Annotated in this window: 33 protein-coding genes and 2 pseudogenes; 27 read left to right on the forward strand and 8 right to left on the reverse strand. The window is 51.7% G+C overall.

Translation table 11 applies throughout. The annotated features are described in order from the left end of the window. Positions 1-3: 3 nt before the first annotated feature. From ET34_RS0108770 to ET34_RS0108800, 7 genes and pseudogenes are all read right to left on the reverse strand, one after another. A pseudogene (locus ET34_RS0108770) lies at positions 4-1,162 on the reverse strand (RecT family recombinase); the annotation flags it as partial. After that, positions 1,128-4,349, reverse strand: a complete 3,222-nt coding sequence (locus ET34_RS22930; protein ID WP_031521253.1) for a RecE family exodeoxyribonuclease — start codon at positions 4,347-4,349, stop codon at positions 1,128-1,130. The pseudogene ET34_RS0108770 and the gene ET34_RS22930, both read right to left, overlap by 35 nt. Before the next feature lie 141 nt (positions 4,350-4,490). Continuing rightward, the gene (locus ET34_RS23090) at positions 4,491-4,661 is read right to left on the reverse strand and encodes a YdaE family protein (RefSeq protein WP_269077678.1); all 171 of its coding nucleotides are present in this window, start codon (positions 4,659-4,661) and stop codon (positions 4,491-4,493) included. After that, positions 4,654-4,809 (reverse strand): annotated as a pseudogene (locus tag ET34_RS22935) (hypothetical protein); the annotation flags it as partial. The gene ET34_RS23090 and the pseudogene ET34_RS22935, both read right to left, overlap by 8 nt. Before the next feature lie 266 nt (positions 4,810-5,075). Continuing rightward, positions 5,076-5,381: a hypothetical protein gene (locus ET34_RS0108790; RefSeq protein WP_201770425.1), complete on the reverse strand. Its 306-nt coding sequence runs from the start codon at positions 5,379-5,381 to the stop codon at positions 5,076-5,078. Further along, positions 5,374-5,826 (reverse strand): hypothetical protein, encoded by a 453-nt coding sequence (locus ET34_RS0108795; RefSeq protein WP_031521256.1) that lies wholly within the window; start codon positions 5,824-5,826, stop codon positions 5,374-5,376. Before ET34_RS0108795 ends, ET34_RS0108790 begins: the two co-directional genes overlap by 8 nt. Then, on the reverse strand, positions 5,827-6,219 hold the full coding sequence (locus ET34_RS0108800) for a helix-turn-helix domain-containing protein (RefSeq protein ID WP_031521259.1): 393 nt from the start codon (positions 6,217-6,219) through the stop codon (positions 5,827-5,829). It abuts the gene before it with no gap. A gap of 102 nt (positions 6,220-6,321) precedes the next feature. Between ET34_RS0108800 and ET34_RS21695 the strand changes: the two genes are divergently transcribed. The 6 genes from ET34_RS21695 (at position 6,322) to ET34_RS21255 (ending at position 9,820) form a co-directional block, all read left to right on the forward strand. Further along, positions 6,322-6,540, forward strand: a complete 219-nt coding sequence (locus tag ET34_RS21695) for a transcriptional regulator (protein ID WP_031521260.1) — start codon at positions 6,322-6,324, stop codon at positions 6,538-6,540. Positions 6,541-6,599: 59 nt separating this feature from the next. Further along, on the forward strand, positions 6,600-7,103 hold the full coding sequence (locus tag ET34_RS0108810) for a toxin YdaT domain-containing protein (RefSeq protein WP_152548374.1): 504 nt from the start codon (positions 6,600-6,602) through the stop codon (positions 7,101-7,103). Between the two features lie 184 nt (positions 7,104-7,287). Continuing rightward, entirely contained in the window at positions 7,288-8,274 is a 987-nt protein-coding gene (locus ET34_RS0108815; protein ID WP_031521263.1) for a replication protein, read from the forward strand. Further along, positions 8,258-9,001 carry a replication protein P gene (locus ET34_RS0108820; protein ID WP_031521265.1) on the forward strand — a complete coding sequence of 248 codons (744 nt, stop codon included), beginning with the start codon at positions 8,258-8,260 and terminating at the stop codon, positions 8,999-9,001. The genes ET34_RS0108815 and ET34_RS0108820 overlap by 17 nt, the downstream gene beginning before the upstream one ends. Continuing rightward, a complete protein-coding gene (locus tag ET34_RS0108825) occupies positions 8,991-9,323 on the forward strand; it encodes a hypothetical protein (RefSeq protein ID WP_051640506.1) in 333 nt (110 codons plus the stop codon). Before ET34_RS0108820 ends, ET34_RS0108825 begins: the two co-directional genes overlap by 11 nt. Next, positions 9,320-9,820 (forward strand): hypothetical protein, encoded by a 501-nt coding sequence (locus tag ET34_RS21255; protein WP_051640507.1) that lies wholly within the window; start codon positions 9,320-9,322, stop codon positions 9,818-9,820. Before ET34_RS0108825 ends, ET34_RS21255 begins: the two co-directional genes overlap by 4 nt. A gap of 37 nt (positions 9,821-9,857) precedes the next feature. Here ET34_RS21255 and ET34_RS0108835 read toward each other — a convergent pair whose 3' ends face one another. Further along, entirely contained in the window at positions 9,858-11,276 is a 1,419-nt protein-coding gene (locus ET34_RS0108835; RefSeq protein WP_031521269.1) for a hypothetical protein, read from the reverse strand. 429 nt (positions 11,277-11,705) lie between these two features. Between ET34_RS0108835 and ET34_RS0108840 the strand changes: the two genes are divergently transcribed. The 21 genes from ET34_RS0108840 to ET34_RS0108930 all read left to right on the forward strand — a co-directional run bounded on the left by ET34_RS0108840 (position 11,706) and on the right by ET34_RS0108930 (position 25,946). Further along, positions 11,706-12,014, forward strand: a complete 309-nt coding sequence (locus ET34_RS0108840) for a type II toxin-antitoxin system RelE/ParE family toxin (RefSeq protein WP_031521271.1) — start codon at positions 11,706-11,708, stop codon at positions 12,012-12,014. A 79-nt stretch (positions 12,015-12,093) separates the two neighbouring features. Beyond that, positions 12,094-12,429, forward strand: a complete 336-nt coding sequence (locus ET34_RS0108845) for a HigA family addiction module antitoxin (RefSeq protein WP_031521273.1) — start codon at positions 12,094-12,096, stop codon at positions 12,427-12,429. A gap of 213 nt (positions 12,430-12,642) precedes the next feature. Then, on the forward strand, positions 12,643-12,876 hold the full coding sequence (locus ET34_RS0108850; protein WP_031521275.1) for a DinI family protein: 234 nt from the start codon (positions 12,643-12,645) through the stop codon (positions 12,874-12,876). Between the two features lie 387 nt (positions 12,877-13,263). Further along, positions 13,264-13,860, forward strand: coding sequence for a DUF1367 family protein (locus ET34_RS0108855; RefSeq protein WP_031521277.1), 597 nt, complete (start codon positions 13,264-13,266; stop codon positions 13,858-13,860). Then, a complete protein-coding gene (locus tag ET34_RS20915; RefSeq protein WP_035890989.1) occupies positions 13,860-14,066 on the forward strand; it encodes a hypothetical protein in 207 nt (68 codons plus the stop codon). The genes ET34_RS0108855 and ET34_RS20915 overlap by 1 nt, the downstream gene beginning before the upstream one ends. A 2-nt stretch (positions 14,067-14,068) precedes the next feature. Beyond that, positions 14,069-14,359 carry a DUF1364 domain-containing protein gene (locus tag ET34_RS0108860; protein ID WP_031521279.1) on the forward strand — a complete coding sequence of 97 codons (291 nt, stop codon included), beginning with the start codon at positions 14,069-14,071 and terminating at the stop codon, positions 14,357-14,359. Next, positions 14,356-14,718 carry a crossover junction endodeoxyribonuclease RusA gene (rusA, locus tag ET34_RS0108865; RefSeq protein WP_031521282.1) on the forward strand — a complete coding sequence of 121 codons (363 nt, stop codon included), beginning with the start codon at positions 14,356-14,358 and terminating at the stop codon, positions 14,716-14,718. The genes ET34_RS0108860 and rusA overlap by 4 nt, the downstream gene beginning before the upstream one ends. Further along, the gene (locus ET34_RS22500) at positions 14,715-14,855 is read left to right on the forward strand and encodes a YlcG family protein (protein ID WP_031521284.1); all 141 of its coding nucleotides are present in this window, start codon (positions 14,715-14,717) and stop codon (positions 14,853-14,855) included. Before rusA ends, ET34_RS22500 begins: the two co-directional genes overlap by 4 nt. Further along, positions 14,852-15,634, forward strand: a complete 783-nt coding sequence (locus ET34_RS0108875; protein ID WP_031521286.1) for an antitermination protein — start codon at positions 14,852-14,854, stop codon at positions 15,632-15,634. The genes ET34_RS22500 and ET34_RS0108875 overlap by 4 nt, the downstream gene beginning before the upstream one ends. Before the next feature lie 651 nt (positions 15,635-16,285). After that, positions 16,286-16,516, forward strand: coding sequence for a class II holin family protein (locus ET34_RS0108880; protein ID WP_081826917.1), 231 nt, complete (start codon positions 16,286-16,288; stop codon positions 16,514-16,516). Between the two features lie 7 nt (positions 16,517-16,523). Further along, a complete protein-coding gene (locus ET34_RS0108885) occupies positions 16,524-17,021 on the forward strand; it encodes a lysozyme (protein WP_031521290.1) in 498 nt (165 codons plus the stop codon). Beyond that, positions 17,011-17,481 (forward strand): lysis protein, encoded by a 471-nt coding sequence (locus ET34_RS0108890; RefSeq protein WP_051640508.1) that lies wholly within the window; start codon positions 17,011-17,013, stop codon positions 17,479-17,481. Before ET34_RS0108885 ends, ET34_RS0108890 begins: the two co-directional genes overlap by 11 nt. 437 nt (positions 17,482-17,918) lie before the next feature. After that, positions 17,919-18,146: a hypothetical protein gene (locus ET34_RS21705; protein ID WP_072001994.1), complete on the forward strand. Its 228-nt coding sequence runs from the start codon at positions 17,919-17,921 to the stop codon at positions 18,144-18,146. A gap of 435 nt (positions 18,147-18,581) precedes the next feature. Further along, positions 18,582-18,755, forward strand: a complete 174-nt coding sequence (locus ET34_RS21710) for a GnsA/GnsB family addiction module toxin (RefSeq protein WP_031521294.1) — start codon at positions 18,582-18,584, stop codon at positions 18,753-18,755. A gap of 141 nt (positions 18,756-18,896) precedes the next feature. After that, a complete protein-coding gene (locus ET34_RS0108900) occupies positions 18,897-19,079 on the forward strand; it encodes a hypothetical protein (RefSeq protein ID WP_031521296.1) in 183 nt (60 codons plus the stop codon). Between the two features lie 40 nt (positions 19,080-19,119). Next, positions 19,120-20,121, forward strand: a complete 1,002-nt coding sequence (locus tag ET34_RS0108905) for a terminase small subunit (RefSeq protein WP_031521298.1) — start codon at positions 19,120-19,122, stop codon at positions 20,119-20,121. Next, a complete protein-coding gene (locus ET34_RS0108910) occupies positions 20,099-21,403 on the forward strand; it encodes a terminase large subunit domain-containing protein (protein ID WP_031521300.1) in 1,305 nt (434 codons plus the stop codon). Before ET34_RS0108905 ends, ET34_RS0108910 begins: the two co-directional genes overlap by 23 nt. A gap of 4 nt (positions 21,404-21,407) precedes the next feature. Continuing rightward, positions 21,408-22,811 carry a DUF4055 domain-containing protein gene (locus tag ET34_RS0108915; protein ID WP_031521302.1) on the forward strand — a complete coding sequence of 468 codons (1,404 nt, stop codon included), beginning with the start codon at positions 21,408-21,410 and terminating at the stop codon, positions 22,809-22,811. A 1-nt stretch (position 22,812) separates the two neighbouring features. Beyond that, on the forward strand, positions 22,813-23,916 hold the full coding sequence (locus tag ET34_RS0108920) for a phage minor head protein (RefSeq protein WP_031521304.1): 1,104 nt from the start codon (positions 22,813-22,815) through the stop codon (positions 23,914-23,916). Positions 23,917-24,040: 124 nt separating this feature from the next. Then, the gene (locus tag ET34_RS0108925) at positions 24,041-24,793 is read left to right on the forward strand and encodes a DUF6651 domain-containing protein (protein WP_031521306.1); all 753 of its coding nucleotides are present in this window, start codon (positions 24,041-24,043) and stop codon (positions 24,791-24,793) included. Positions 24,794-24,809: 16 nt separating this feature from the next. Next, positions 24,810-25,946: a P22 phage major capsid protein family protein gene (locus ET34_RS0108930; RefSeq protein WP_031521308.1), complete on the forward strand. Its 1,137-nt coding sequence runs from the start codon at positions 24,810-24,812 to the stop codon at positions 25,944-25,946. Positions 25,947-26,137 lie beyond the last annotated feature (191 nt).

Consider the following 26,137-nt stretch of genomic DNA (forward strand, 5'->3'; position numbering starts at 1 on the left):
CCCTTAGGCCACGTATTCCGGTTTCATATCTGCCAAGGTGATGCTGAACTGATCGTGCAGTTCATCACCCAGGTGACGTTTCGCAGATGCCAGAACGCGTTCCACTTCAACAAAGCGGTCAGCTGCGCCCGGTTCGCCAGGTTGCGGCAGAGAGTTGATCGCCGCTTCCACTTTGTTACGCGCATCCACTAGGTAATAACGCTTCACTGCCTTGTTTTTCAGCTCTGTGAACAGGGCCGATCCCAGCGTCGGTTTGGCGGTTTCGATGTCGGCTCGAAGGGCCTTCGCGCTATCCACATCTTGTGCAGCTTCGATTCGCTTCCGTAACTCATTAGCCAGGCCATCGATATTTGCTGCGGTTTCCTGCACATCTTGAGTGCTTGTTACGCTGTCACCTTTGATGTCCGAAAGGCTTACGCGCTGAGCGGGAGCTGGATTGATCTCCCGCTCTGTGCGCTGATCCAGTTCATCAGGCGTATAAACGCCAAGGATCACATGCGGGCAGTAGAGCCGCGCCCAGTACTTCACCCCAAGATAGGCTATCTGCTGGTCTGGTTTTGAAACCCACAGAGGCGAATTGCGGGTTACCACCTGAGACAGGTAAAGAGGCTTGTCCCAAGTGATTTCAGTTTCGCCACGAAGAATGGCTCCGACCTGAATGTAGAGCCCAACTTCATCTTCGTCAGCCCAGTCTCGAACGCGCTCAATGGAGGTGTATTTGCCATTCTTGCCCGTTTTCTCGCGGCTCACTTCTTTAGTTCTGGTACAGCGCTCCCAATCACCGCCGTAGCGATAATGAAAACGACCATGAATGGCGCTGGAACTTGTGATTACGGCATTAACAAGCTGCGCTTCATAACCCAGCTGGCCGTTTACCAGATGCGTTTTTTGCGCCACCGCGTATGGATTCATGCCCCACTGCATCGCCTGCATGACGATCGCCATGCAATCGGCTGGCTTTCCTGCTAGATGAGCCGGTACGGTAACCTGAGAGTCAGCCATCAGGTTGGCAAAGGCAGTAAGCTGACTCAGCGCTTGCACGTTGAAAATAGCGTTGCTAGCAGAAATGGTGTTCGGTGCCTGCTGTTCTGCTGTGATGATGTTCGTGTTTTCCATCGTCTTTCCCCTTATGCCTGAGTACGCAGCGCTTCGAGGCGGCGCAGGTCGAAGTCGTTTAGTTCGTCGGTGTAATCATCGATGATCGGCGCTGGCCACTCGCCTGTGTCGAAGCCGGTCGCGATAGCTCGCATCATTTTTCGGTACTCGAGCATGCCCAGTTCCAGCAGGTCTGCCGATGCCTCAATGATGGCGATCCAGTGGTAGTTCTCGTCTTTGTTGACGAAAATCCAGAAGAACTGATCCAGCGCCGCGGTTTCGCAGTACATAGCCGCGCTCAGGTGGTAATCGCGGTCGATGATTTCCCTATGCAGCCTGGCCCGCAGGCTCTCTTGCTTAACGTTCCACATGCTGATGGTTTTGAGGTCAGCGCCGATGCGCACGCCATCTAGGTCAATTTCAAGGTCAGGGCGCACGCGCACTTCCAGCCCGGTCTCTTCGTCGAAGCCGAAGTAGCTCACCTCAACGGCACGGCTCGGGTGCGTCAGCAGCATGCCGGCGGTCGGGTGCGCTAACAGGGCGGACTGGATAGCCAGCGCGGTTGCCAGCTGCTGGCGCGTAACCAGAATCTTGTCGCCCGGGTTTTCACGCCATGCGTCCAGCAGTTCGTCAGCAAACACAGCGTCAGGTTTGGCCGACTTCACCGCCTGGATCATGTCTGCCTTAGTGCCGGAAACTTTCAGCGGTACCGGCTTCTGAGCTTCCTGAGCTACCAGGTCAGGATTGATTGTCGCCAGTTGCTCCAGCAGCGCCTCGCGGCTGCCGGTAGTTTTCACCGGCGCTGGCAGGGTGGCGTTGTGCTCTTTGATACAGGCCTTCATGGCTGCGGCGGTCTGCTTCTGGTCTGCCTCGATACGCTGGAACTCAGCTGGAAGCGTCATATAGCTCTGAGCTGTTTCTTCCAGGCTGCCCCCCATCGGCACCGGCGCTGGCAGGGTGGCGTTGTGCTCTTCAAGCAGCGCTTTGATATCGTCTGCGCTCAGCAGCGCGGGCAGGATGGAGTTGTACTCATCGATAAAGGCGCGCAGGGTCGCCGCGGTGGTGAATGCCCCTTCCGGGATCACCGGCTCCACGCTGAATTCTTCATCAAGGTTTTCCGGCTGCAGCGCCAGCGCATGCACCAGGTTACCCATATCCAGCACTTTGGAACCTTCGCGCGGAATGGTTTTCGCAACGTGGCGCGCGTTGAAGTACATCAGGCTGACGCGGGCATCTTTCACTTGGGTGCTACTGATCCCGTTCGCCGCGTGATATACGTCATTCGGCACATCTTCATAGCGGCCCGGTTCGAAGTAAGCAGGGTATTCCGGTACCGGTTCTGATGATGGTTCTTCCGGCGCACTGGCGGTTTCCTCCGGCGCTTCGGTGGTAACTTCCGGCGCAGTGCTGTTCGCGAGGCTCGGCGCAGCGGCGGCCAGAATGTCTGCTGAGGCTAATGTAACTGCTTGCGGATCAGCTGCATCAGCGCTTTCGCCTGCTGATACCGTATCGTTAATTTCGCTTTCGGAGCGCTCAGTCTCTTCCATCTGCACATCGCTGGTGGTCTCCGATTCCTGATTAGCAACTTCATTGGTGGTTGTGGCCAGCAGGCCATCGATGGAGAACATGCCGCCGCCGAGGTTCGCAACCTGTGGCTGGCTTGTGGCGGCTTTTTCCGCTTCAATCTTCTTGTTAACTTCGCTTTCCCAGCTTACTTCTGGGGTGTGACGTGCTGCCGCCAGCGTTTCCGCTGTAGGTTTCTCGTGGTCGGTTTCGGTCAGGTTCGCATTGATGTAGCCGGCAAGACGTCCTGGCTGTTTGTAGTGCTCAGGGTGAGCGCTACGGATCAGCGCAAAAATTGCAGCGCGGGAATAATCCAGAATGCCGGGTGTTGCGCGCAAAGCTTCAGACCATTCTTTAAACGGACTGTCTTTTGCTGCGACGATAGCCTTCGCCTGGCGGAAAACATCACTTGGGACATCGTAGATATTGAAATCCGCTGGCAGCGTTGCTAATGCAATCTCAGTATCGAGCCCGTCGAAGTCGGGTTGGTAGTTAGGATTTCGATCGGTTTTTCCGCTGCCGCCCGGCTGTGCTGCTGACACCTCAGGTTCGGCAGCTGGCGTAGGAAGTGGCAGCAACTCAGTTTCAGCATTGAATTCAGCCGTCATCGTCTGGTTCACAAACTCAAGATGATCAACCGGCGTAAGGTGAATATTCTCCGTCGCGATGCGCACCAGGTTGAAAATGGCCGCGCGGTTGACCTCCAGAATGCCAGGCTGATTGCGCAGGATTTTGCTCCAGCTTTTCCATGGCTCTTCTTTGTTTGCGACAATCTCCTTGGCGCGGCGGAGTATGCTCCCCGGAATTTCCATATGATTGAAATCCATCGGCAGCAGGGCGCATGCGATTTCTAAATCGAGAGTATCGAAAGTATGGTGCGCGCCGGCGCCGCGGTCCGTGACATGCCCACTATCAGCATTGGTTTCCGCGTCGGTGCGCTGAATTTCATCAATCCTGTTACCAGCAGCCCATTCACGCGTGAGGATCCCACGGTCAATGTGATTAGTTACCACCCACAGCTTCATAAATCGGATGATTAAGCCCAGCTCATGCCGTAAGTCCTGCGGGAACACTTCCTTAACCGCGCGGGTGAGCTTCCACAGGCCAGGCATGTCATATTTTTTGAGCTCAGGTACGTTGCTCGCAGCGAGCAGCAGGTTCTGGACGTAGGTGTTGTCCGTGTCCATCTCCATCCCGAGAAGTGCGGACTGGGTCTCTTTATTGATGTGATAAACATGGGTCTCATCGGATGCAAACTGGGCGAGCAGCTGCGTGCGGAACGACATGGGCGCCAGCGCGTTAAACGTGTTGGTCTCATCAACGCTGGCAGCTAGCACAACTTCGCTGTCGGTATCGGAGGATAAGGTTTCCTCTTCATCACACTCTTCAGGTTCAACTGAGGCTGATTCAGTTTTCTGCTTCAACTTCCATGTGCGCTGATCTTCGGCCAGTTCGTAGCGTTCGCACCAGGCGAAATCCACGGCTGCTTCTTCCGGCAGGTCGTCATAAACCGGGAAGTCGGTGCGGATCGGCTTCGAATAGTCCTTGCCGCGGCCGGTTTCGATTTCAGCGTCTTCCAGCGCGACATCGAGCTGAAGGTTGGCACGGGATTCGGTTTTCGCAGTGAACCAGACCACTGCATCTTGCTTACCGGATTTCTGAGTGGCTTTGACCACATAGAAAAATTCCATGTGAGATCCTCTTTTTTGGATGTAAGATCCCCGGGCCAGAAATAGCGCCCATTGGGTGTGTTTTTGGTTTTGGTATTAATGCCGGTGTAACTTTGGTCGGTGGCACCGGGCGTTCAGGCCCGCCTTGCGCGGGCTTTTACGTTATGCTTCGTGAGCCATCTGGTCGTATGAAGCACAGCGTACAGAGCAGTAATCGCGTTCTTCGTGCGTCAATTGCGCGCCGCGGATTAAGGTCAGTTCGTTTTTTACTTCTTCGCTTTTCTCAATCGGCTTCCCACAGAGGTGGTAAGCACATTTTTTCGAGTCACACATCCGGATTCCCCTTCTGAGCCAGCAGATAGCAGAGGCGGCGAAGAATCACCTCTACAAAATTCAGCTTTACGGCCTGCTGCCGTGATGGTTTGCGTGCGTAATCAATCATCTAACCCTCGTTTTGCCTTATCGCCGGCCAGCGGAACGTTTAACCTGATGCGCTGCTGTCTTGCCACTTTAGGTAAATGCTTGCCTAAGTAGTTCGTAATGCGTCTTGGTGAGATGAATTAAACACAATGTTTAGTTTCCTGTCAACAAAATGAGTAATTTAAGATAAACAAAAAGTTTAATGTGGGGGTTTAGAGGGGTTAGCTGCGATGTGAATGCATAAAAATCCCGACGCGAAGGTCGGGATCGGATAGTTCGGGATGGGGGGGCGGGAGAGGGCATAAAAAACCCGGCGCGGTGGCCGGGTTATTTCGATAAAAACATTTCCAATACCTTTGGTATTGCTGGAATCAATTGGGAAAATACTACTGCTCCTACAACCCAAAGAATTATAGAATTTTTTGCATCACTTACGTCTGTTTTAGTCGCGTAGTTTGAACGCATGACCGCAATGTCGGTTTTCATCTGCTGGACGTCTTTTTCAAGGTCCTTAACTCTTTGCAGCATATCGCTACCTCCTCCATTGCCTCCACCATAGGCATCATCTTGTAGCATTTCTTTCTCAGCATCAAGTCGACCATTTGGAAGGGGGAAAACATTCGAGTCAGCCATCGATACTTGATCTCCATTCGGATGCGATAGCGAAATAAGATCGCATAACATCAATGGTTTCCCATACAGATTCAGGGCTGGTGTCTTTGAAAAGTAGAGTTGCCTCAACTGTATAATACCCCGGCCCTTTTGCAATAAAGGACTGAATAGTAGTCATCGTCGCTACATACTCTCCTTTATTCCCCCATTGTGGATGATACTTAAAGACTTTTTTGTTATCTGATGCCAATGAGACTGTTTCACCTTTGAAAAAAATTTCAATTTCAAGGGAATAATTATCGATACCATTAAAATTGATTACGCCAAAGTTTATCGACAAAGAATGCTCGCAGGGGAACTTATTGCAAGCTAATGCAATTGCTGGATGAGGATCGCCTACGAGGACACCGGGGGCAAAAACCCCTGAATAAACGAAGGCAATTTTTGCCTGATCGACTTTTGACATTTATTCCCCTTGCGAACGTATCCGCCCCTTCATATAACGCTCATACAGCTCATCCAGCTCCTTCAGGCGAAGCGCAAAGATGCGAAGCATGTTCTGCTGCTCTTCCTCAGGCAACTGACGGTACAGCTCCAGCAGGCGCTGTTCATCCGGTTTGAGACCATCTTTTTGATCGACGTCTTGCCCTAAAAGCCACGCGAGACTGACCCCTAGGGCATCCGCCAGTTTGATAGCGGAACTCTTACCTATCGTCCCACGCACGAACCAGTTGTTAACTGACTGGGAACTGACGCCACATATTCTCGCCATATCAGCTTTGGAAATGCCCTTCTGCTCAATTATTTCATTGAGCCTTAGCACCTGCGGATGATCCGTTTGATGAGTTTTTTCTTTCATAACAGGATTCTAAACCAAATGTTTATTAGCTCAACACTCAAAAAGTTGACATTAAACTAAACATTATGTTTAATTCTTATCACCCAACTTATGGAGCCCAATATGAACGCATTAGACAAAGCTATTGCCGCAGCTGGTAGTGCAACAAAACTTGCAGAACTTTTATCCACGAGCGCTATGAATGTGAGTCATTGGCGTAATCGCAATGGTGGCTTAGTGCCTCAGGCCCGGGTTCTGCCGATTTTCCATGTCACCGGCGTAACGCCACATGAATTGCGCCCTGATCTCTATCCGAACCCAACTGATGGTTTACCTAAGTAGGAGAACTGGCAATGCAAACACTGTCTTTTCAACAGAATAACAGAGCGCAATCGGAGCGCATGAAATTCCAGTATCAAGAGAGTAAGGCCGAAAGTAAGGCGTTCGATCAACGCGCTATATGTTCTGCCGTTCGCGCCTGGGCAGCTGCTGCCGGACAGGACGTTGCTGCTGCTCATATCGTGGACCAGTGGCGCAACAGCGGAGGAGAGGGGATCGACTTCCCGGAAGATATTAGCCGTGCCAGGCAGAAGCTCTTTCGCTGGCTTGATAACCGTTTCGATACTGACGACTGCAGAGAACGGGTGCGCCAGCTGACTCCCGCCATCCTGGCTGTTTTGCCACTTGAACACCGCGGCTCTCTGGTAGGTGGCGACTGCAAGATGACGCGCCTAGCGCACGCCGAGAAGGAGATAAGCGAAGCGAAGAGGGCTGTGCTGCTGGACGCACCAAAGCATCAAAAATTGAAAGAGATGAGCGAGGGTATTACTGCTCTTTTCAGGCTTGAGCCTGATCTGGCAGGGCCACTGATGGCAATGGTTACAACGATGCTGGGGGCGATATGACTGGTTCAAAAATGGCGAAAGCCGCGGTGCGCGAACACCAACGGCTTTCAGGTGCAAAAACGGCAAGTCATTGCGAGGTCATTATGACAAACACATGTACAAAACACCAGGCGAAAGGGGCATAGCTATGTCGAATGTCGCTTACGCCGATTTTGCGGCGCGTTCTGCCGTCAGGAGCAACAGGATGGAAAACCAGAAGACCGGATTCATCCCGTTGTACCGGAGTGTATTGAAGCAGCCCTGGGCGAAAGACGTTTTCCTGCGCACGTTGTGGGAAAACCTCCTATTGGGCGCTGCCCGTCAGCCCTACACGGCTAACTTCAAGGGTCGCCAATGGCCCCTACAAACCGGACAACTGGTTACCACATCGGCCGATCTGGGGCTGAAATTATGCGACCGGGCAGGAGAGCCTACAAGTCGCCATGCAGTGGATCGGATGCTCGCAGTTTTCGAGAAAGAGGGGATGATTTCGACTGCCGGAGAGAAGCGAAAAGGCACTGTAATAACCATCACGAACTACGCTGTATATGCTCAAAAAATGGACGATTTACCCGCGCATTTACCCGCGCATTATCCCGAGCATTACCCCGCGCATGACGAAGCCAGGAATGGCGGTGCTTCTGGCGGTGGTGCCGCGCATACCCGCGCGCATAAGGCCGAGCGATTCCCCGCGCATCATGAACAACAAGGTAATAACAACAATATTAATACTAAAAGATCTTCGTCTCGGAATTCTGCCGAATCCCGAAACGAGGCGACTGAAAAATTCCTTTCTCGTCATCCAGACGCTGCTGATGGAATCTACACACCCGCCGGTAAATCCTGGGGTACCGCTGACGATCTCAAAGCTGCTCGTTGGATGTACGCACAGCTGCTAACGGTTAACGCCAGTCTGAGCGAGCCGAAGTGGGTCGAATGGGCCAACACAATTCGCCTCATGCGCGTGCAAGACCACCGCACGCACTTCGACATCTGCGATCTGCTCAAGTGGGCCAGCAAAGACGACTTCTGGAAGCGCAATATTCTGAGCCCGTCAAGCCTGCGCAAGCAGTGGGATCAGCTGAGCACAAAGCGCCTGCATAACCCATCCGTTGCACGGCACGCTACTGAGCGCATCGACTTCAACAACACAGACTGGATCAACGGGGTGTTCGATGAAAAGTCTTTCTGACCAGATTCGCAACCTGGACCGCGAAAACTTCCGTCGCGTGGCGCATGGGCTTCCTGAGGTGCAAGGTGATCGCCCGCAGCATGACCAGGCCGCTGTGATTTTCAATGAGTTGTTCAGCCAGCTGCGCGCTGCATTCCCCGCGGCGATGTCCGCTTTCCGGGAACAATCAGAGTTCAACGAGCTGCGCCGGCAGTGGGCAATGGCATTTCGTGAAAATGGGATCACCACGCTTGAGCAGGTTCGCGCGGGTATGCGCGTGGCAAGACGTCAGGAAAAACCATTTTTGCCGTCCCCGGGTCAGTTCGTCGCGTGGTGTAAAGCAGAGGACAGCGCCTCACTCGGGCTTCCTAACCAGAATGAACTTGTCTCACTGGTGTACGAGTACTGTCGCAACCGGAGCCGCTACCACGATGCTGAATCCTACCCGTGGCCAGATCACGGCATTAAGCCGCACACCGTGAAATACCGTGCCTGTTACTGGCTGGTAACCACGCTGTACCAGCAGATGCGTTCCGCAAGCCTCAGCGATCTGGAGCTAAACCGCAAAGCAGCTGATGAACTGGCGAAGATGGTAAAGCGTATCCGTGGTGGTGAAGAGCTTCCCGAGCCGGTTGCGCGCCTCCCGATATTGGGTGGAAAAGCCCTGTCCAGAGAGCAGGCTCTGGCGCGAATCGCTGATATTCGCAGGCAGCACGGTCTGCGCGGAGGGCAGTCTCATGGGAAGTGAAAAGCTATGGAAAATCGTTCATTACCTGAAAGCACACCCGACCATTACCCCGCGGCAGGTGAAGCGTCTGCTGGGGTGCGACTGCCGGAAAGCGAACGACCTACTGAACTATCTGCACCAGCGTGGCGTCGTGGCGAACATCGGGAAGCATCGCCATCCGGAATACCGGCTTAAGCATAACGGCGAGCTGAAAATACAGCCTCTGCGCGTAAAAGCCGAGCAGCCGAGCGCATGCGCTCAGGTCAACGTGATCACAGATATTTGCCGCCAGAACTGGGTCGGTTATCAAATTCATAAAATTTTCGGGAGTGCGCGAGTATGATCGATTCACTTAACAACAAAGAGTTAGTAGCAGCAAGCCATGAGTTTGCTATGGCATTGAGCAGTGACACGGCGATTTGCGACATTGCGAAGATGATTTCTCGCCTGGCTGAAAGGCTAGACTGCATAACTACAGCAATGCGTCAATCGGCGCAAAAAAACGATGGGCTACCAGATAACGCTTCAACCCTAATTTTACATAAGGAGTTAAATGATAGGGATGGGTTAAAATGTAGATACTCTAGAGAAAAAAATGGTGTCTGTGATAACAAGCTTTGTTGTATAGGGTGGATAGGACAAGGAGTTATTACGAGAAGTATTGAGGGTAAAATCAAATGTTCTGATATCTTGGTACGATTACCAAAACTCTCAAAGAGTGATTTGGAACTTTTCCAAGGGAGGATGTTAAAAGCACTAATGGTGGGGGAGATTATAACTAAAAAAGCTGTAATTGAAACTATGCAAGAATATGGTATAACTATTCAATTTATTCGATAATAAAGCCGCGGCATCTTCACTGCGATGCCGCTTAAGATTAGAAAATGATATTATTTATATCAGAGATTGCATTTAGTGAGCCACGGTAGTCACTTCCTGTTTTTGGAAGAATATAAGTATATCTTGAATCACCATTGTAAATAATCTTCCAATGTTTTCCTTCTTCAGAGAGTTCAAAGCCTAAATCTTTAAGTTGCTTTGAAGTATTTCTATCCATGCTCCTATAGTCATTTAATGCTTTTCGTAATTTCTGGGATCTTATTTCTGTTTCCAATGTAGATTGATTGTTTGAAAGTAGAGAAGTGAGTATGTGATGGCTTCTGCTGTTTTCTTTAGTATTGATAAGTGTGGATTTAATTGAGGCTAAAATGACGTTTTTTATCTCCCCTTCAAAAAAGTCAGTTTCCTCACCTGCATTTAATAAGATGCTGCCTTGAGCAAAAGCCTGTGATTGAAGCGTGCGAACTCTATTTTCTAAAGAGTGTATTTTATTCTTGAGTTCTTCAATTTGCTCATCCTTAGCGATGTTGTCAGCTTCGTACAAATTCATTAATTCATGAGTGTATTCTCCTCGGACTTTAAGCGCATTAATCGAGTCCTTGGTTATTCTTTTCTGTATTTCACTCCAGCCACTTTCAGATACAGGTGCCATAGTAGTTGTGGCTTTAACAACATCATCAAATAATTCATCTTCAAATTCTTTTGCGGTTTTATCTCCTCGACGATAAAAACTTATGTTCTGTCCTCGGGGCCAATAAATACCAATTGCACCGGCGTAAGCATTCTTTGCATTGGTTTGATTTTTTAGTTTGATGGAGAATATTCTATCGCTCGGCTCTATTAATATATGAGCTAAACCACATACTTTCCTTGCCAGTCGCTCTGGGATTATATTGTGAGGATGCTCGTTAAAAAAATATTTTGAACTAACGTATATTATTGGTAGCCGATTATCTGTCTCCCCGTTGATCACCTTAGCAGCCATGTTTAAATGATCATTGGTTGTCGATAAATAATGCGGTTCAACTGATGTCTTAAATGCATCATCTGAGCCACCAGAAAACCTATCTATCAATCGCATTACTATTAATGGTTTTTTTGGTTGCGGAGCGAGATATGCAGCCTCTTGACTTACCACACTTGATTCAACTTGAATCCAAGTTTTACCGTTTGTGAGGTTTTTATTTATAGAAATGTCTGTAACCCACTTATGTGGTTCGGATATTTTTGAATACCTAAAACACCCAAGGTTTATTTCTGTATTTTCATAGTTTATAATATCAATGCTTTCGTTTTTAGATTCAATATGGAAATCATCATTTTTATAATTACATGCTAACTGAGCGGTGATGAAATTAGTGTGTGGTGACTCATTGATCCATGAAAAGCATTCATTGAAAATATCTTCAAAAGAAATATTACTTGAAATGAAAAACTCGGTAGAAAAATACTTCATATAAAATCCTTATTTAAAATGAGAGTTTTCTCATTTTGAATAATACTTGCAGGAATCGATAAGATCTAGTGGGCTGGAGGCAAACTCGCTTAAAAAAATTTCACCTATGATCCTGAACCTTCCTACAAGTGTTTAATAAGCACATAAATGAAATTATTAACAATGTATATAGATTGGAGTCCTACTTATTGAATACCTATCTGTAAGACATTCTTACAATAAGAAATCCCATTGAGATAAAGGTGGCCCGCTCCGGCAACTTGGTAACCCCGCCGTTCACTGAAGCGCTGGTAATGGCAAACCTCCCTGATATGGTTTGTAAAAAGACGAAGCCGAGTAAGTGGATAAAACTACATTGGATGCACTTGCGCACAGTGCTACGGTGCGCTATCATTATCTCACGTTGTTGGCATAGGGGGCTGCAATGAAATGCTAAAGAGCATTGAGGGCTTCCGGGAGAAGTGGCTATCTGACTTTTTTCACTATAGTAAGCCAGATAGAAGGATTCCTAAGGACATAGAATCCTCGCTCCACCGGAAGCTGGATATTTTGAATGCAGCGGCTTCGCACAGGGATTTGAGATCGCCGCCGGGGAATCGGTATGAGCAGTTAAATCCACCTTTAGATGAATATTCTTCAATAAGGGTGAATGAAAAATACCGGTTAATTTTCAAGTGGATCGATGGTAAAGCTTCAGATATCTATCTTGATCCGCACAAATACTCAAAGCATAAATAAAATTATAAATATAAATGGTTAGGGCTTCGGCCCTAATCTTTCTCGAAGTAGCGATACCACCAATCAAGAGACGAAGCGCATGAGACAAGCCATGAGGAAACCAACCACTGTAGGAGACGTGTTACTTTACGAATATCTTGAACCACTCGGTCTCAAAATCAACGATCTCGCGGAAATGTTGAACGTTCACCGGAATTCTGTAAGTGCTCTCGTGAACAACAATCGTAAACTTACCACAGAGATGGCTTTTAGGCTGTCTGTGGCCTTCGATACAAGTGTGGAATTCTGGCTGAATTTACAAAGTAACGTTGATGTATGGGAAGTAGAGAACGACGCAAGAACTCAGGAAGAGCTCAGCCGCGTTGTTAAGGCTGAATCCTTCCTGGCAGAGAAAGATCATCACGAAGTAGCGTAACCATCCCCGTCATTACAGAATTATCAAGGCCCGCACTGCGGGCCTTTTTACTATGCAGACATGCATGTACGGGATATCGAAATATGTCATAGCGTAAGCGCTTAAAATCAACGCACAACGTAACTTACCGTTAAATCTACGTTTTTTTATTGCAATCATCTTACATCCGATTAATACTGTATGAATGTACAGTTATTGTGATGAGGAGGAATGATGAGAGTTGAAGTGATGATCGACCGCAACAAAAAACTGCCGGAAGGGGCAATCCCTGCTTTAGAAACCGAACTGGTTAAGCGCCTCACGAACAACTACCCCGACTGTAAACTGAATATCCGCCGCGCGGGTACTGATGGACTGAGTGTTCATGGTGCTGACAAATCTGACAAAAAACGTATCGAGGAGATTCTTCAGGAAACGTGGGAAAGTGCGGATGAGTGGTTTTATTGATCGCATCAATTTTACAGGGGTAGTAAACACGTTTTTCGCTTTTGCGTTTCTCTAACTGCTCCTCATAACGATTTACTGCGTCAATATGTCGCTTTGGGGGAAATTGTGAGCAGTGCCGATGATTCAACAAAAAATGACCAGTGGTACGATGTGATTAGGAGAGCTGATAACACCGTTGTTTACAGTTTTCCTGCCAATGGTAGATATTTGGTCTATCAGTTGAATGGATTAGTTTCCTTGCGTCCTCTGCTTGAGGATGAAGAAATCTTTACCCTTAATGGGTTTATGCAGTTTGCTACACGTCTGGGCTACCGGCTTATCCCACCGTCTGATATTATCATTTCATAGGTCTGAACAACCTATGCCTGATGCGCCACGGAGAATCCCATGGCGCAGTTACAACTTATCAAACAGTCTTCAGGAATCCTGATCCCCGCAACGCCGGAGACCAGCGATCTTCTGCACTCAAAAATCAAGCTCGGTGCCGTGCTGGTAGCCGACTTCAAGCAGGTCCGCAACCCGGCCTTCCATCGCCGCTTCTTCGCATTGTTGAATCTCGGTTTCGAATACTGGGAGCCGACTGGCGGCGCGATCTCCTCTAATGAGCGCAAGCTGGTTACCGGCTATGCCAAATTTCTGACCTCATACGGTGGGAACGAAGGCGCGCTGCTGGATGCCGCCGAACAATACCTTGACCGCATCGCAGATAAGCGCACAGGCAGCATCAGTGCCTGCAAGTCGTTCGACGCATATCGCGCATGGGTAACCATCGAATCTGGCCACTACGACGCGATCCAGCTGCCTGACGGCACCCTACGCAAACATCCCCGCAGCATTGCCTTTGCCAATATGGACGAAACCGAGTTTCAGCAGCTGTATAAGGCCGCGCTGGATGTTCTGTGGCGCTGGATATTGTCCAGGGCATTCAACAGCCAACGCGACGCAGAGAACGCCGCTGCGCAGCTCATGAGCTTCGCGGGGTGATGGCGATGAAGAAGACATGGTTTCAGCACACCGACTGCACCACCCAGCAGGCAGAAGAGCTTTTAGCGGAATACCGGCGCCGCGGTGTGACAGTCGAGCGCAGCCTGAATGCAGATTTGACCACCTGGACTGTCAGCGCCCGGCTGCCTGAAGGCAAGAATCCGCCACGGGCTGACCGCCGCTGGCAAAACCGAGTGTGGGGGTGAGAGTGGCCAATTTACGCAACGCGGCGCGCGGCCGCGAATGTCAGGTACGGATCCCTGGCGTGTGCAATAGCAATCCTGAAACGTCCGTTCTGGCGCATATCCGCCTGGCCGGACTGTGCGGCACCGGAATCAAGCCACCAGACCTGATCGCCACCATCGCATGCAGCTGTTGTCACGACGAAATAGACCGCCGAACCCAGCTGGTGGATGCGGAGTATGCAAAGGAGTGCGCGCTGGAAGGCATGGCACGTACGCAGGTTATATGGCTGAAAAAGGGACTGGTGAAGGCATGAATACCTACAGCATCATACTACCGTGGCCGCCGAGTAATAACCGCTATTACCGGCATAACCGCGGGCGCACGCACATCAGCGCCGAAGGGCAGGCCTACCGTGACCGCGTGGCCCAAATCATCAAAGACCAGATGCTGGATATCGGCATTGCTACACCGGTGAAGATCCGCATCGAGTGTCATATGCCTGACCGCCGCCGCCGGGACCTGGACAATCTACAGAAGGCCGCATTCGATGCGCTGACAAAAGCCGGGTTCTGGCAGGACGACCATCTGGTGGATGATTACCGGGTCAAGCGCATGCCGATCATCAAAGGCGGAATGTTGCTGCTGACCATCACCGAACTGGAGCCATCATGAGTCCAGAGCTAATTGCGTCATTCCGCATGCGCTGGCAGCGCCTGCGCGTTTATCGCCGCCGGGGAACCGTGCTGGTGGACTACCGCATACTTCGCAACCTTATCCGTATTCACCAGATGGCAGGAACCAGGGCATGAACCTCGAAAACACCGTTAAGTATCACTTCGCTAAGTCGACGATGATCAGCGATTCTCCGCGCGCCACCGCATCAGACTCCCTGACCGGCACGGATATCATGGCGGCTATGGGGATGACCCAGGAACGGGCCGCAATGGGTTACAGCGCTTTCCTTGGCAAGATGGGCATCAGCAACAACGACCGGGAGAGGGCGATCGCGCTTCTGGCCGAATATGCGCTGACAAAATGCGATAAGGTCGCAGCGCTGCGCAAGCTGGGCGCCGGCGTCAAGCCGCTGGTGATGCGCCAGCTGGCCATATTCGCCTTCGAGGACTATTCGCGCAGCGCCGCCAGCGTTAAGCAGTGCGATTGCTGCGCCGGGGCGGGCTTTATTCAGGCCGACGTCTTCACGAATAAATTCCGTAAACCAGAAGGCAAAATGACCGTATCCGGGATGGTGAAGGTCAAAGAGACGGTGCGCATCCTCTGCAAAAAGTGCAATGGTGCCGGCACGGTCAGTGCAGCCTGCAGCGATTGCCACGGGCGCGGCAAGGCAATGAGTAAGGAATTGACGGACAAGCAGGGCGTGCCGGTGATGGCTGACTGTAAGCGCTGCGGCGGTCGCGGCTATGAGCGCATCCCTTCAACTGAGGCATATGCCGCCATAAGCCAGATTACAGATGCGATCAGCCTGGACACGTGGAAGAAGTCGGTTAAGCCATTCTACGACCAGCTGATCACCAAATTCGATATCGAAGAGACGTGGGCCGAAACACAGCTTAAGGCGATCACCAGATAGTGCTCACGAAAATAGCCAACGATATTATTGCCGGCTATTTACTTTTCCCGAATCTGTGTTACTTTTGTCCTAACGATGGGTTAATGCCTTCGTTGAAGTGGTGAGGAAATAAGTAAACATCGCACACCGGGTCAGAAGACGCCTTGAGATGAAGCCACAATCCCTATTTAAGCCCTGCGGTTAACCCCGTGGGGCTTTTGACTTTATAGGCATTATGAAAGGCAATTGCGAATTAATTGCTTGGAATTGCATGCACGATGAAGCAAATGTAAATGTAAATGTAATCTTAATGTTTAGTAATCCCGGCCCGATAAAGGTTTAGTCTGTCATAGGTGAAATATTGACGAGTTTTTTGAAGTGCGTCTCATCCTAATCCTATAGAAAGCCTACACTTTGCTGGCATCTTAAGACGGTGCACTCGAGAGTCATAACTGCAGTAAGTTTCCGGGTATGCGTAGGGAACCCTCAAGTCTGACCAGGACGTTAGATCGTCTCTACCCATAAACTCAGGCGGCAACTGTACGCTGCGGTATAAGGCCAGGAATGGCCCTCCTGATAAACATTTCAAACCAGCCCCAGTGGCTGGTTTTTTTTCGCCCCTCAACCACACAGCACTTCCGAACCTAAGCGGAGGTGAGAGATATGTCGCATATGAGCAAGCTAGTAACCGGAGTCGCCCTCGGCACGTCTGGTGGCACCATTCTAAACGGTGTCCTGACAAAACTAAGTCCTGATGAGTGGAGTGCCGTCGGTGTACTGGCTGGTATCGTGGGCATCATCATCACAGGGCTGATTAACTGGTACTTCAAGCGCAAGGTCGCTAACGCGCAGGTAAAAGCGCTGGAGAAGTATGGCCCGGCGGTAAAAGTGGGAGATGAATAACATGCCTATGACCAGCAGCCTGCGTAACAAACTCATCGCCGCCGCTGGTGGTGGTGCAATGCTCATCGCCTCGCTATTCCTTGGCGGTCAGGGTGGCGTGGAAGGTCGTCGCTATGAAGCCTATAAAGACGTTGCTGGTGTCTGGACAGTCTGCGACGGCCACACAGGGCGCGGCATCGTCATCGGCAAGACCTATACCGACGGTGAATGCGATGCCCTGCTGCGCAAAGACCTGCAGCCCGCGAAGCGAACCGTAGACCGCTTGGTTAAAGTGCCTCTGGGTGAGTATCAGCGGGCCGCGCTATACAGCTTCGTTTTCAACGTTGGGTCTGACGCGTTCTTTAAATCAACGCTCCTGCGCAAACTCAACAAAGGTGACCAGGCCGGTGCGTGCGATGAAATGCGCCGGTGGGTTTACGCTGGTGGCATGAAGTGGAAAGGGCTTCAGAACCGGCGAGAGATGGAACGCTCCATGTGCCTGGCGGAGGGCAAAGATGGCCTTTAGCTGGAAAACCATGCTCGCTGGCTTGCTGGTGGTGGGGCTGGTTGTTGCCGGAAAACTGGCGAACTATTACCACACACGGCTCACAGAAACCCGCTCATCTTTAACCAAAGTTAATCATGAATTAAAACTGGCTAAAGATGGCGTCGCAGATATGCAGAAGCGCCAGCGTGACGTTGCGGCGCTGGATGCGAAGTACACGAAGGAATTAGCAGATGCAAAAGCTGAAAATGATGTTCTGCAGCGTAAGCTTGATAATGGTGGTCGGGTGCTCGTCAATGGCCGATGTCCAGTGCCAACCGACACTAAAAGCTCCGGCCCCGCCGGCATGGGCAATGATGCCACCATCGAACTCTCTGACATTGCTGGACGAAACGTTCTCGGTATCAGATCAGGCATCAAAAAAGACCAGTCCGCACTAATGGCTCTGCAGGAGTACATTAATACGCAGTGCTTGAAATAGATCACCATCCCTGAGGTTCAGTAAATTCCCTCCTCAGAGTTTAAACTTCGCAAGTGATTGGAGCATCTTGCCGGTAGACTCGATAATGGCTACATCGAGATATCAGGCTCATAACTAGTCGATTATGCTGCCGTGCCGCGTTTCTCGCGTAGCAATGTGCCATTCAGCGACACATTCACAATCATTTGTGTTTGGGCCGTGCTTAATTTTTTTTTTATGTATAGACTCAGCCCACCCTCCTGAAATGATTATCAGGAGGGTGTATTGCTTGTTTGTCAATCGTAGCTCTCCGGGTGGCTCCAGAGCATTATGATCTGGAAGATAAGCGGTGCTAATAAAGGCCATGCGATAGCATGGCCTTTTCTAAGTATCAGCGTTTTTTTGAAGCCAAGGCGGCAATTACCTTAAAACAAACGCTTAAGGATTAAGGCAAATTGATGAAAAAGGTATTGGTCTTCTTCAACTCGCAGCCGGTAGAAGTGGTAGATGTGCTTAAACCTGTAACATCTGTCACGCGGAATTATCCAAACGGTGATGAAGTATCATTAAAAATAATGACCACAGGAATACATTCATTAACAGGCGATCACGTTGAGATTTGTGTTGCTTCTGATCGGGAATTGTCCCAAGAAGAAGTGGTAAGTGCGGCGAAAAAATATCTTTAACGAGAACGCATGCAGCTTCGAAAACCCTCTCAACCTGTTAATGAGTGTGTTGAAATTAGGATCTACAGTTGAAGATTATGGTGAATACCCCTTAGCGGTGGGGCTAAGTAACCTGATGGCTCCTCTTCACTGGCGCTAATCGTGAACGTCTGAAGCAGCGGGTCATGGGTGGTTAACCCAAAGGCTCACCGGGAGGCACCCGGCATCATATACCCAAAGCCCCTGTAGAAATGCAGGGGCTTTTTATTGCCTGCAACGAAAGCATCCTTCATGTTGGGATACCATTTGAAGGAAGTAGCAAGCAAAGCCTATGAGCATGCAGCACCAGTAACCTCGGTAGTCTATAATTTATAGACAGTTATGGTTAAGGACAGTTAATCAACAATTGTCACCTTGCTGGAAATGGGAACAGTTGATGAACCAGAAGAGGTAAAAATGAAAGTTGAAGCTCTGACGCAAAAGGCAGAAGAAGAAATTGCCGCTCTGATAGCAAAAAAAATTTCAGAATTACGAAAGAAAACCGGAAAAGAAGTTTCTGAAATTCAGTTTGTTGCTCGTGAAACGATGGCCGGTCTTGAAGGTTATGAAGTGACAATTAAAGTTATTTAACATTCCCTATACAGACAAGGTCGCTCTTGCGGCCTTTTTTATTGCCTTAGCAGTGAGCAGGTCCATCGTAATGGCTCAATAGAGGTTGCTCCTGTAGGCGTCGTGATGGAATCCTGAACGCATGCAAAACAGGAGGCCATCATGCATACAATAGACGGTGAAAACTTTGAAAAAGTAATCCGGTCAGTCAGTGCCGGACCCGCCGATATCGCTTACCAGCATTTAGTTGAACTTGGGTTCAAGTGGCTTAACGAATACGAATCGCGATTGTTATTACTAACTGACGAACAAGCGACAGTACTCAAGCACTTGCTGTCGTTCTAAATGATAATTTTTTAATGGCTTTAGACACAGGAAAAGGACCATGGCAAAACCGGACTGGGGAGCGCTGCAAGACCAGTTCCTCGCCGAGCATGCCAGAACAGGTATATCGCCTAAAGATTGGTGCGAAGTGCAGGGGCTGAATTACACATCTGCGCGCAGATACATCAAAAAGCCAGCTGCGCAAAGTGCGCAAATATCTGCGCAGAAAAAAATGCGCACTGCGCAAAAAGAAAAATGCGCAGAGGCGCTGGTGGATGAGGATCGCTTAACGGCCCAGCAAAGACTTTTTGTGGCTGAATACCTGAAGGATGGCAATGCCACACAGGCAGCTATCCGGGCGGGGTACAGCAAGAAGACGGCCAATGAGCAGGGAGCGAGGCTGTTAGCAAAAGTTAGTATTGCTCAGGCCATCGCGCAGCAGCAAAAAGCCGCCATCGCGCGCGCGATTGGCTCTGCCGATGAAGTCCTCACGCAGATGTGGCAGCTCGCCACTTTCGATGCCAACCAGCTTTCGCAATACCGCCGCGGGGCGTGTCGTTACTGTTGGGGCGATGGCCATTACTATCAGTGGCGTGATGACGTTGAGTTTGAAGAGGCTCTTGCAAAGGCTGAAGGCAATGAACGAGCAAAGCTTCCGGAGGATCCCGGCGGCTATGGCTATGACCATAATCGTGAGCCGCACCCTGAATGTCCACGCTGCAATGGCGATGGAATAGGCCAACCTTACTTCGCCGACACACGAAAGCTCTCCGCTGATGCTGCGCTCGCTTACTCAGGCGTGAAGCTTGGCAAGAATGGCGTGGAAATTACGGCCATCAGCCGCGAGCGAATGTACGAGGCGATTATGAAGCGACTGGGCCTGGCCGACAGTGAGTTCGCGCAGCGCCTGCAGCAGATTGAAATTGAGCGCCGCCAGCTGGAGGTCGAAAAACTCCGCAAAGAGTTAGCCGGTGATGGTGATGATAACGAACCTACCCCAGTGCAGATTAATATCAACGTAGTGGATGCGAGGGCAGACGATGGGGATCAGCCCGAAACTTAACATCCCGCAGGCGCGCTTCCTCGCGATGGAGCACAAATTCAAAGCCTACGTCGCCGGGTTCGGTTCCGGTAAGACATGGGTGGGCTGTGGCGGCATCTGTAAGGGGATGTGGGAGCATCCGAAGATTAACCAGGGTTACTTCGCGCCAACCTATCCGCAGATTCGTGACATTTTCTACCCAACGATAGAAGAGGTGGCCTTTGACTGGGGGCTGGGCGTCAAAATTAATGAGGGGAACAAAGAGGTTCACTTCTATGAAGGGCGTCGGTATCGCGGTACGACAATCTGCCGCTCGATGGAGAAGCCTGGCTCGATAGTCGGCTTCAAAATCGGTAACGCCATGGTAGATGAGCTGGATGTCATGGCCGCGGCGAAAGCACAGCAGGCCTGGCGAAAAATCATTGCCCGTATGCGTTACAAGGTTGATGGCCTTCGTAACGGCATTGATGTAACGACCACCCCGGAAGGTTTTAAGTTCGTGTATCAGCAGTTCGTGAAGGCAGTGCGTGAAAAGCCTGAGCTTGCGGCCCTGTACGGTCTGATACAGGCCAGCACGTTCGACAACGCGAAAAACCTGCCCGCGGATTACATCCCTTCACTGATGAACTCCTACCCTCCGGAGTTGATTAAGGCGTATCTGAGGGGGCGCTTCACCAACCTGACCAGCGGCACTATCTATCACCAGTTCGATCGCCGGCTGAATAACTGTACCGATGAAGAGCATGCAGGCGAGCCGCTCTATATCGGCATGGACTTCAACGTAGGCAAGATGGCGGCCATCGTCCATGTACTACGGGACGGTGAGCCGCGAGCAGTACGCGAACTGATAAAAGTTTATGACACTCCGGCCATGATTAAGCGCATTCAGGAAGAATTCTGGCGCTATGAGGGCGGGCGCTATGTTGCCTCCAGGCAGATTTATATCTATCCGGATGCATCTGGCGATTCCCGGAAGTCCAACAACGCCAGCGTTACTGATATTGCGCAGCTCAAACAGGCTGGCTTCAGCGTGGTAGTGAATGCCGCAAACCCGCCGGTGAAGGATCGCATCAATTCAGTGAACGCCATGTTCTGCAATGGGAACGGGGAGCGTCGCTACAAAGTGAACGTAACACGCTGCCCGGTCTATACAGACAGCCTGGAGCAGCAAGTATGGGCTGCCAACGGCGAGCCGGATAAATCCGCCGATAACGATCACCCAAACGATGCTGGTGGCTATTTCATCGTGAAGCAATTCCCGATCATTAAGCCGACCGGCAAGGTTACCCAACTACGGATCTGATTCCATGCCTGACATTTCAACACCCAATCTGGACTATGGGAACATGGTCGAGGCGTGGGATATCAACGATGCCCTAATGGGCGGCACGCTGTATATGCGCCAGCTGGGCGAGTCATATCTCCCGCGCTGGCCGAAAGAAGATGAAGAGGATTATAAAAAGCGCCTGGCGGTGGCCACGCTGCTACCGGCATACGAAGAGACGATCAACCAGAACGTCGGACGTGTGTTCGCTGAACCGATCAAATTGGGCGAAAACGTCCCGGGCCAATTACGCCAGTTCGCGAAGGATGTAGACCTTGAAGGAACCCGCCTCGATGTCTGGGCGCAGGCATTCTTCAGTCTGGCAATGCAATATGGACTCTCCCACGCGCTGGTGGATTACCCCAGGGTGGACGCCGAACAGGTAAGGACTAAAGCCGATGAAAAGGCCACCGGGGCTCGGCCATACATCACTATGCTCAACCCCCGGCAGGTGATCGGCTGGAAGTCGAAGATGGTCGGTGGCAAGGTCGTGTTGACTGCTCTGCGCATCAAAGAAGTGGTGGTCGAGGATGGCGATGACTTCGGGCAGACAAAAGTGGAACAAATCCGCCTCCTGACGCCGGGTAAGGTGGAAATCTACCGCAAGTCTAATGGTGCCGATGGGGTGGCTAGCTGGGTGATATTCGACGAATGGCGGACCTCTCGCCAAGACATCACGCTGGTCACGCTCTATACCAAACGCACTGGCTTTATGTGCGGCTCACCGCCGCTACTCAATATGGCGCTGCTGAACGTTAAGCACTGGCAGAGTCAGAGCGAACAGGACAACATTCTTCATGTTGCCCGGGTCCCGATCCTAACCGTGTTCGGCCTCGAGGAGGGACAAGAGCTGGTGATTGGCTCTTCGTCCGCCACGTCATTTTCCGATCGCCAAAGGCAAGGGCTCGAATACGTTGAGCATACTGGCTCATCAATCGGGGCCGGCAAAGAGTCGCTGGCCGAGCTGGTGGAACAGATGCGCCAGGCTGGCGCGAAGCTGCTGCGAACTGATAACACTTCGACAAAGTCTGTAGACCAGACCTCAGAAGAGAAAATGCAGGAGCAATCGCCACTCTACACTATGGCCACCAGCCTTGAAGATGCGATCGACAACATCCTGCAGATTATGGCTGAGTACATCGGCGAGGCGGAAGGTGGCAATGTAGACGTCCGCACAGAACTGGATGTTGAGTCGAAAGAGTTTAATCCGCCGGCGGCGCTGGCCATTCAGGCTCTGCGCCAGGGTGGAGACCTCCGCCGTATTGATGCCATCAAAGCCCTGCAGAAGCTCAGTCTGATTGATGCTGATGCGGATCCTGACAAGGTGTTGAGCGAGCTACTGACCGAATCGGCCTCACTTACAGAGCCGTTGCCAGACGAGGTGTGATATGTCCCGTTCCGTCAATGACAGGCTCCAGGACGAGACCATAGCACACGGACTGTACGTGACGCGCTACGGTACCGGCGTCGGTCGGCGCATGGTAGCGCTTCTGAACAAGATGGATGCAGACCTGGCTGCAAGGTTGCTGGTGTTGCTGGACGGTAAGCGCGCGGACAACTACAGCGCCCGCCGCCTGGCCTCGCTACTGGCAGGTGTTAGAGACCTCAACCAACAAGCCTATGAACCGGTTAACGTGGCGCTGGCGCGCGAACTAACGCGTTATGTTGATTATGAGACTGGCTATCAGATGGACCTTTTCAGCAGCATCATCCCTGAGCAGATCCTTCGGCATGTGCCACTCCAGAGCATCGCTTCGGAGCAGGTTTACGCCGCGGCTGCGGCGCAGCCCTTTCAGGGACGGTTGCTTAAGGAGTGGGGGCGGAAGCTGGAATCGGATCGCCTGGACAAAATCACCAACGCTGTTCGCTCTGGCTTCCTTCAGGGTGAAACCGTTGAGCAGATTGTCCGTCGCGTTGCCGGCACGCCGCAGCTTCAAAGGCAGGACAGCGTCATCAACACATCCCGGCGCGATCTGGCTGTTGTGGCCCGCACAGCGGTGAATCATATGGCCGCCACGGCGCGCCAGGAGTTTGCCCAGGCCAACAGCGATATCGTGAAGGCCAAGCAGTGGTCCTCCACGCTGGATACGCATACCAGTCAGTGGTGCATCATTCGCGACCGCAAACTCTACACCCTGGACGGCAAGCCGCTGGGGCATGTGGTTCCGTATCTCCGCGGCCCAGGCAAAATCCATTTCTGCTGCCGCTCCGGCGTAATCCTGATCACCAAATCGTGGGAAGAGTTGCAGATAGCCTCAGGCGAACTGAGCAGCGCCACACGGGCCTCGATGGACGGGCAGGTGCCAGCGCATACCAGTTATGCCGACTGGCTTACCCGGCAATCATACGCGCGGCAGGAGCAGGTGCTGGGCGTCACCCGGGCGCAGATGCTGCGTGACGGCAAAATCACCGTGCCGGAGATGTTCAACGATGCCGGAGAGTTTCTTACCCTGGACGAATTGCGCCGCGTGGATGCGTCAGCGTTCGAGTAACACGAACCTCATCAACATCAGGCTGCCTCCGGGCAGCTTTTTTTATGCCTGCCGCTGAGCGGATGCGATGCGGTGACCGGGTCGGATGGCCCACTACCAATAGCCGGAAGGCTGGAGCAAAACAATGAAACTCAAACTTGATGCTAACGGGAATGTGGTCGTTGAAAACGGTATGCCTGTGTACGTCCATGATGACGGAAAAGAGATCCCGTTCGATGCAGCCGCAGCGATGACCAAAATCACCTCCCTTAATGGCGAGGCCAAAACTCACCGCGAAGCGAAAGAGACGGCGGAAGCCAATCTCGCAAAATTCTCCGGCATCGCCGACCCGGCCAAGGCGCTCGAAGCCCTGGAGATGATGACCAAAATCGACCAGAAGAAGCTGATCGATGCTGGCGCCGTCGACCAGGTAAAAGCTGAGATTACCAAGGTATACCAGCAGCAGTTGGAAGAAGCGAACGGCAAGACCAAGCAGCTGGAGAGCCAGCTCTACGACGAGATGATTGGCGGCCGCTTCGGTGGCTCCAAGTTCATCTCCGAGAAGATGGCGATCCCGACTGAGTTCGTGCGTTCCTACTTCGGGCAGAACTTCAAAATCGAAGACGGCAAGGTTGTGGCCTACGACGGCCAGGGCAACAAGGTGTTCTCCCGCACCAAGCCCGGCGAGCTGGCAGGCTTCGACGAAGCGCTGGAATCTCTGGTCGAGTTGCATCCTCAGAAAGACTACATCCTCAAAGCGTCCGGCAACAGCGGCGGCGGTTCCCACCAGTCGCAGCATCAGGCCGGGCAAAAAACCATGAAACGCGTTGCTTTTGATGCCCTGCCACCAGCGGAACAACAGGCTGCAATTGGCGGCGGCACGAGCATCGTCGATTAACCGAAAGGAAAAATAAATGTCCAATACTTTGACTGGCCTGATCCCGACCATCTATACGGCGCTGAACCGCGTTTCCCGTGAGCAGGTCGGCTTTATCCCTGCTGTGGCCCGTAACGCCAAAGCCGATGCGGCCGCCAAGGACCAAACAGTTACCGCGCCGGTGGCCCCCAAGACCACCACGGTTGATATCACCCCGGCGGCGACCGCACCGAACGATGGCGATCAGAACATCGGCTCTGTGGATGTCAAAATCACCAAATCAAAAATGGCCCCGGTCAAATGGAATGGTGAAGAGCAGCTGGCTATTGGCCCGTCAGGTAACTATGACGTTATCCTTGCCGACCAGTTCTCGCAGGCCTTCCGTGCACTGGCCAATGAAATGGACGCCGATCTGGCGGCGCTGTTTTACAAATCCTCCCGCGCTGTTGGCGCGCCAAAAGATACCCCGTTCAGCATTAAGGACGATCTGTCCGATGCAGCACTGGCCCGGCAGATTCTGGTAGATAACGGAGCCCCGACTACCGACCTGCGTATGGTGCTGGGGGGCGAAGCGATGGCATCCATTCGTGGCAAACAGTCCGTACTGTTCAAAGCGAATGAGGCGGGTACGGACCAACTGCTGCGCGAAGGCATTATCGGCCGTGTGATGGGCTTTAACCTGCACGAATCGGCCAACATCAAACGCACTGCAAAAAGCGCCGCGGCGGGCTACAAGGTCAATGGCTCTAAGAAAGAAGGCGACATCATCATTGCCATCTCTGCAGGCACTGGAGGGATCGCAGCTGGCACGGCGGTGAAATTCGACGGTGACGATAACCAGTACCTGGTTGTTGCTGCTACCTCCTCCAGCATCACCATTGGTGCGCCGGGCCTGCGTCAGGATCTGGCAGACGCGACAGCGTTAACTGTCGTGAGCGAATTCACCCCTAACATGGCATTCGACCGCAATGCTTTCCTGTTGGCTTGCCGTACTCCGGCAATGCCGAAAGGTGGTGATACTGCTGATGACGTGATGAACGTTACCGACCCCGCGTCCGGGATCACCTTCCAGATCGCGCTTTATCGTCAGTACCGCCAGGTACGTTATGAGGTGGGTGTGGCGTGGGGTGTGGCATCTGTTCAACCTGAACATTCCACCATCATCATGGGTTAACCCAGAGGGGGGCTGCGGCCCCTTTGTTTTTCAGGAGGCCCAATGGCCGGATTAACCAGAGAGCAGCGCGCTCAGCGTGAAGCGGAAAAGCTTGCAGCTCAGCAGGCCGCTGATAAAAACCCTGCCCAGCAGGAACAGCAGCAGGAACAGCAGCAGGAACAGCAGCAGGAACAGCAGCAGGAACAGCAGCA

It is taken from the genome of Siccibacter colletis, assembly GCF_000696575.1.
GTDB lineage: Bacteria > Pseudomonadota > Gammaproteobacteria > Enterobacterales > Enterobacteriaceae > Siccibacter > Siccibacter colletis.

Coding starts and splice junctions, on each gene's coding strand:
- ET34_RS0108925 (WP_031521306.1), top strand. CDS start 24,041: ATGAAACTCAAACTTGATGCTAACGGGAATGTGGTCGTTGAAAACGGT.
- ET34_RS21710 (WP_031521294.1), top strand. CDS start 18,582: ATGAAAGTTGAAGCTCTGACGCAAAAGGCAGAAGAAGAAATTGCCGCT.
- ET34_RS0108790 (WP_201770425.1), bottom strand. CDS start 5,381: ATGGCTGACTCGAATGTTTTCCCCCTTCCAAATGGTCGACTTGATGCT.
- ET34_RS0108820 (WP_031521265.1), top strand. CDS start 8,258: ATGAAAAGTCTTTCTGACCAGATTCGCAACCTGGACCGCGAAAACTTC.
- ET34_RS21695 (WP_031521260.1), top strand. CDS start 6,322: ATGAACGCATTAGACAAAGCTATTGCCGCAGCTGGTAGTGCAACAAAA.
- ET34_RS0108815 (WP_031521263.1), top strand. CDS start 7,288: ATGGAAAACCAGAAGACCGGATTCATCCCGTTGTACCGGAGTGTATTG.
- rusA (WP_031521282.1), top strand. CDS start 14,356: ATGAATACCTACAGCATCATACTACCGTGGCCGCCGAGTAATAACCGC.
- ET34_RS23090 (WP_269077678.1), bottom strand. CDS start 4,661: ATGTGTGACTCGAAAAAATGTGCTTACCACCTCTGTGGGAAGCCGATT.
- ET34_RS0108890 (WP_051640508.1), top strand. CDS start 17,011: ATGGCCTTTAGCTGGAAAACCATGCTCGCTGGCTTGCTGGTGGTGGGG.
- ET34_RS0108835 (WP_031521269.1), bottom strand. CDS start 11,276: ATGAAGTATTTTTCTACCGAGTTTTTCATTTCAAGTAATATTTCTTTT.
- ET34_RS0108930 (WP_031521308.1), top strand. CDS start 24,810: ATGTCCAATACTTTGACTGGCCTGATCCCGACCATCTATACGGCGCTG.
- ET34_RS0108920 (WP_031521304.1), top strand. CDS start 22,813: ATGTCCCGTTCCGTCAATGACAGGCTCCAGGACGAGACCATAGCACAC.
- ET34_RS0108855 (WP_031521277.1), top strand. CDS start 13,264: ATGGCGCAGTTACAACTTATCAAACAGTCTTCAGGAATCCTGATCCCC.
- ET34_RS22930 (WP_031521253.1), bottom strand. CDS start 4,349: ATGGAATTTTTCTATGTGGTCAAAGCCACTCAGAAATCCGGTAAGCAA.
- ET34_RS0108880 (WP_081826917.1), top strand. CDS start 16,286: ATGAGCAAGCTAGTAACCGGAGTCGCCCTCGGCACGTCTGGTGGCACC.
- ET34_RS0108905 (WP_031521298.1), top strand. CDS start 19,120: ATGGCAAAACCGGACTGGGGAGCGCTGCAAGACCAGTTCCTCGCCGAG.
- ET34_RS0108800 (WP_031521259.1), bottom strand. CDS start 6,219: ATGAAAGAAAAAACTCATCAAACGGATCATCCGCAGGTGCTAAGGCTC.
- ET34_RS21705 (WP_072001994.1), top strand. CDS start 17,919: ATGAAAAAGGTATTGGTCTTCTTCAACTCGCAGCCGGTAGAAGTGGTA.
- ET34_RS0108795 (WP_031521256.1), bottom strand. CDS start 5,826: ATGTCAAAAGTCGATCAGGCAAAAATTGCCTTCGTTTATTCAGGGGTT.
- ET34_RS21255 (WP_051640507.1), top strand. CDS start 9,320: ATGATCGATTCACTTAACAACAAAGAGTTAGTAGCAGCAAGCCATGAG.
- ET34_RS20915 (WP_035890989.1), top strand. CDS start 13,860: ATGGCGATGAAGAAGACATGGTTTCAGCACACCGACTGCACCACCCAG.
- ET34_RS0108900 (WP_031521296.1), top strand. CDS start 18,897: ATGCATACAATAGACGGTGAAAACTTTGAAAAAGTAATCCGGTCAGTC.
- ET34_RS0108885 (WP_031521290.1), top strand. CDS start 16,524: ATGACCAGCAGCCTGCGTAACAAACTCATCGCCGCCGCTGGTGGTGGT.
- ET34_RS0108810 (WP_152548374.1), top strand. CDS start 6,600: ATGAAATTCCAGTATCAAGAGAGTAAGGCCGAAAGTAAGGCGTTCGAT.
- ET34_RS0108915 (WP_031521302.1), top strand. CDS start 21,408: ATGCCTGACATTTCAACACCCAATCTGGACTATGGGAACATGGTCGAG.
- ET34_RS0108910 (WP_031521300.1), top strand. CDS start 20,099: ATGGGGATCAGCCCGAAACTTAACATCCCGCAGGCGCGCTTCCTCGCG.
- ET34_RS0108840 (WP_031521271.1), top strand. CDS start 11,706: ATGCTAAAGAGCATTGAGGGCTTCCGGGAGAAGTGGCTATCTGACTTT.
- ET34_RS0108875 (WP_031521286.1), top strand. CDS start 14,852: ATGAACCTCGAAAACACCGTTAAGTATCACTTCGCTAAGTCGACGATG.
- ET34_RS0108825 (WP_051640506.1), top strand. CDS start 8,991: ATGGGAAGTGAAAAGCTATGGAAAATCGTTCATTACCTGAAAGCACAC.
- ET34_RS0108850 (WP_031521275.1), top strand. CDS start 12,643: ATGAGAGTTGAAGTGATGATCGACCGCAACAAAAAACTGCCGGAAGGG.
- ET34_RS22500 (WP_031521284.1), top strand. CDS start 14,715: ATGAGTCCAGAGCTAATTGCGTCATTCCGCATGCGCTGGCAGCGCCTG.
- ET34_RS0108845 (WP_031521273.1), top strand. CDS start 12,094: ATGAGACAAGCCATGAGGAAACCAACCACTGTAGGAGACGTGTTACTT.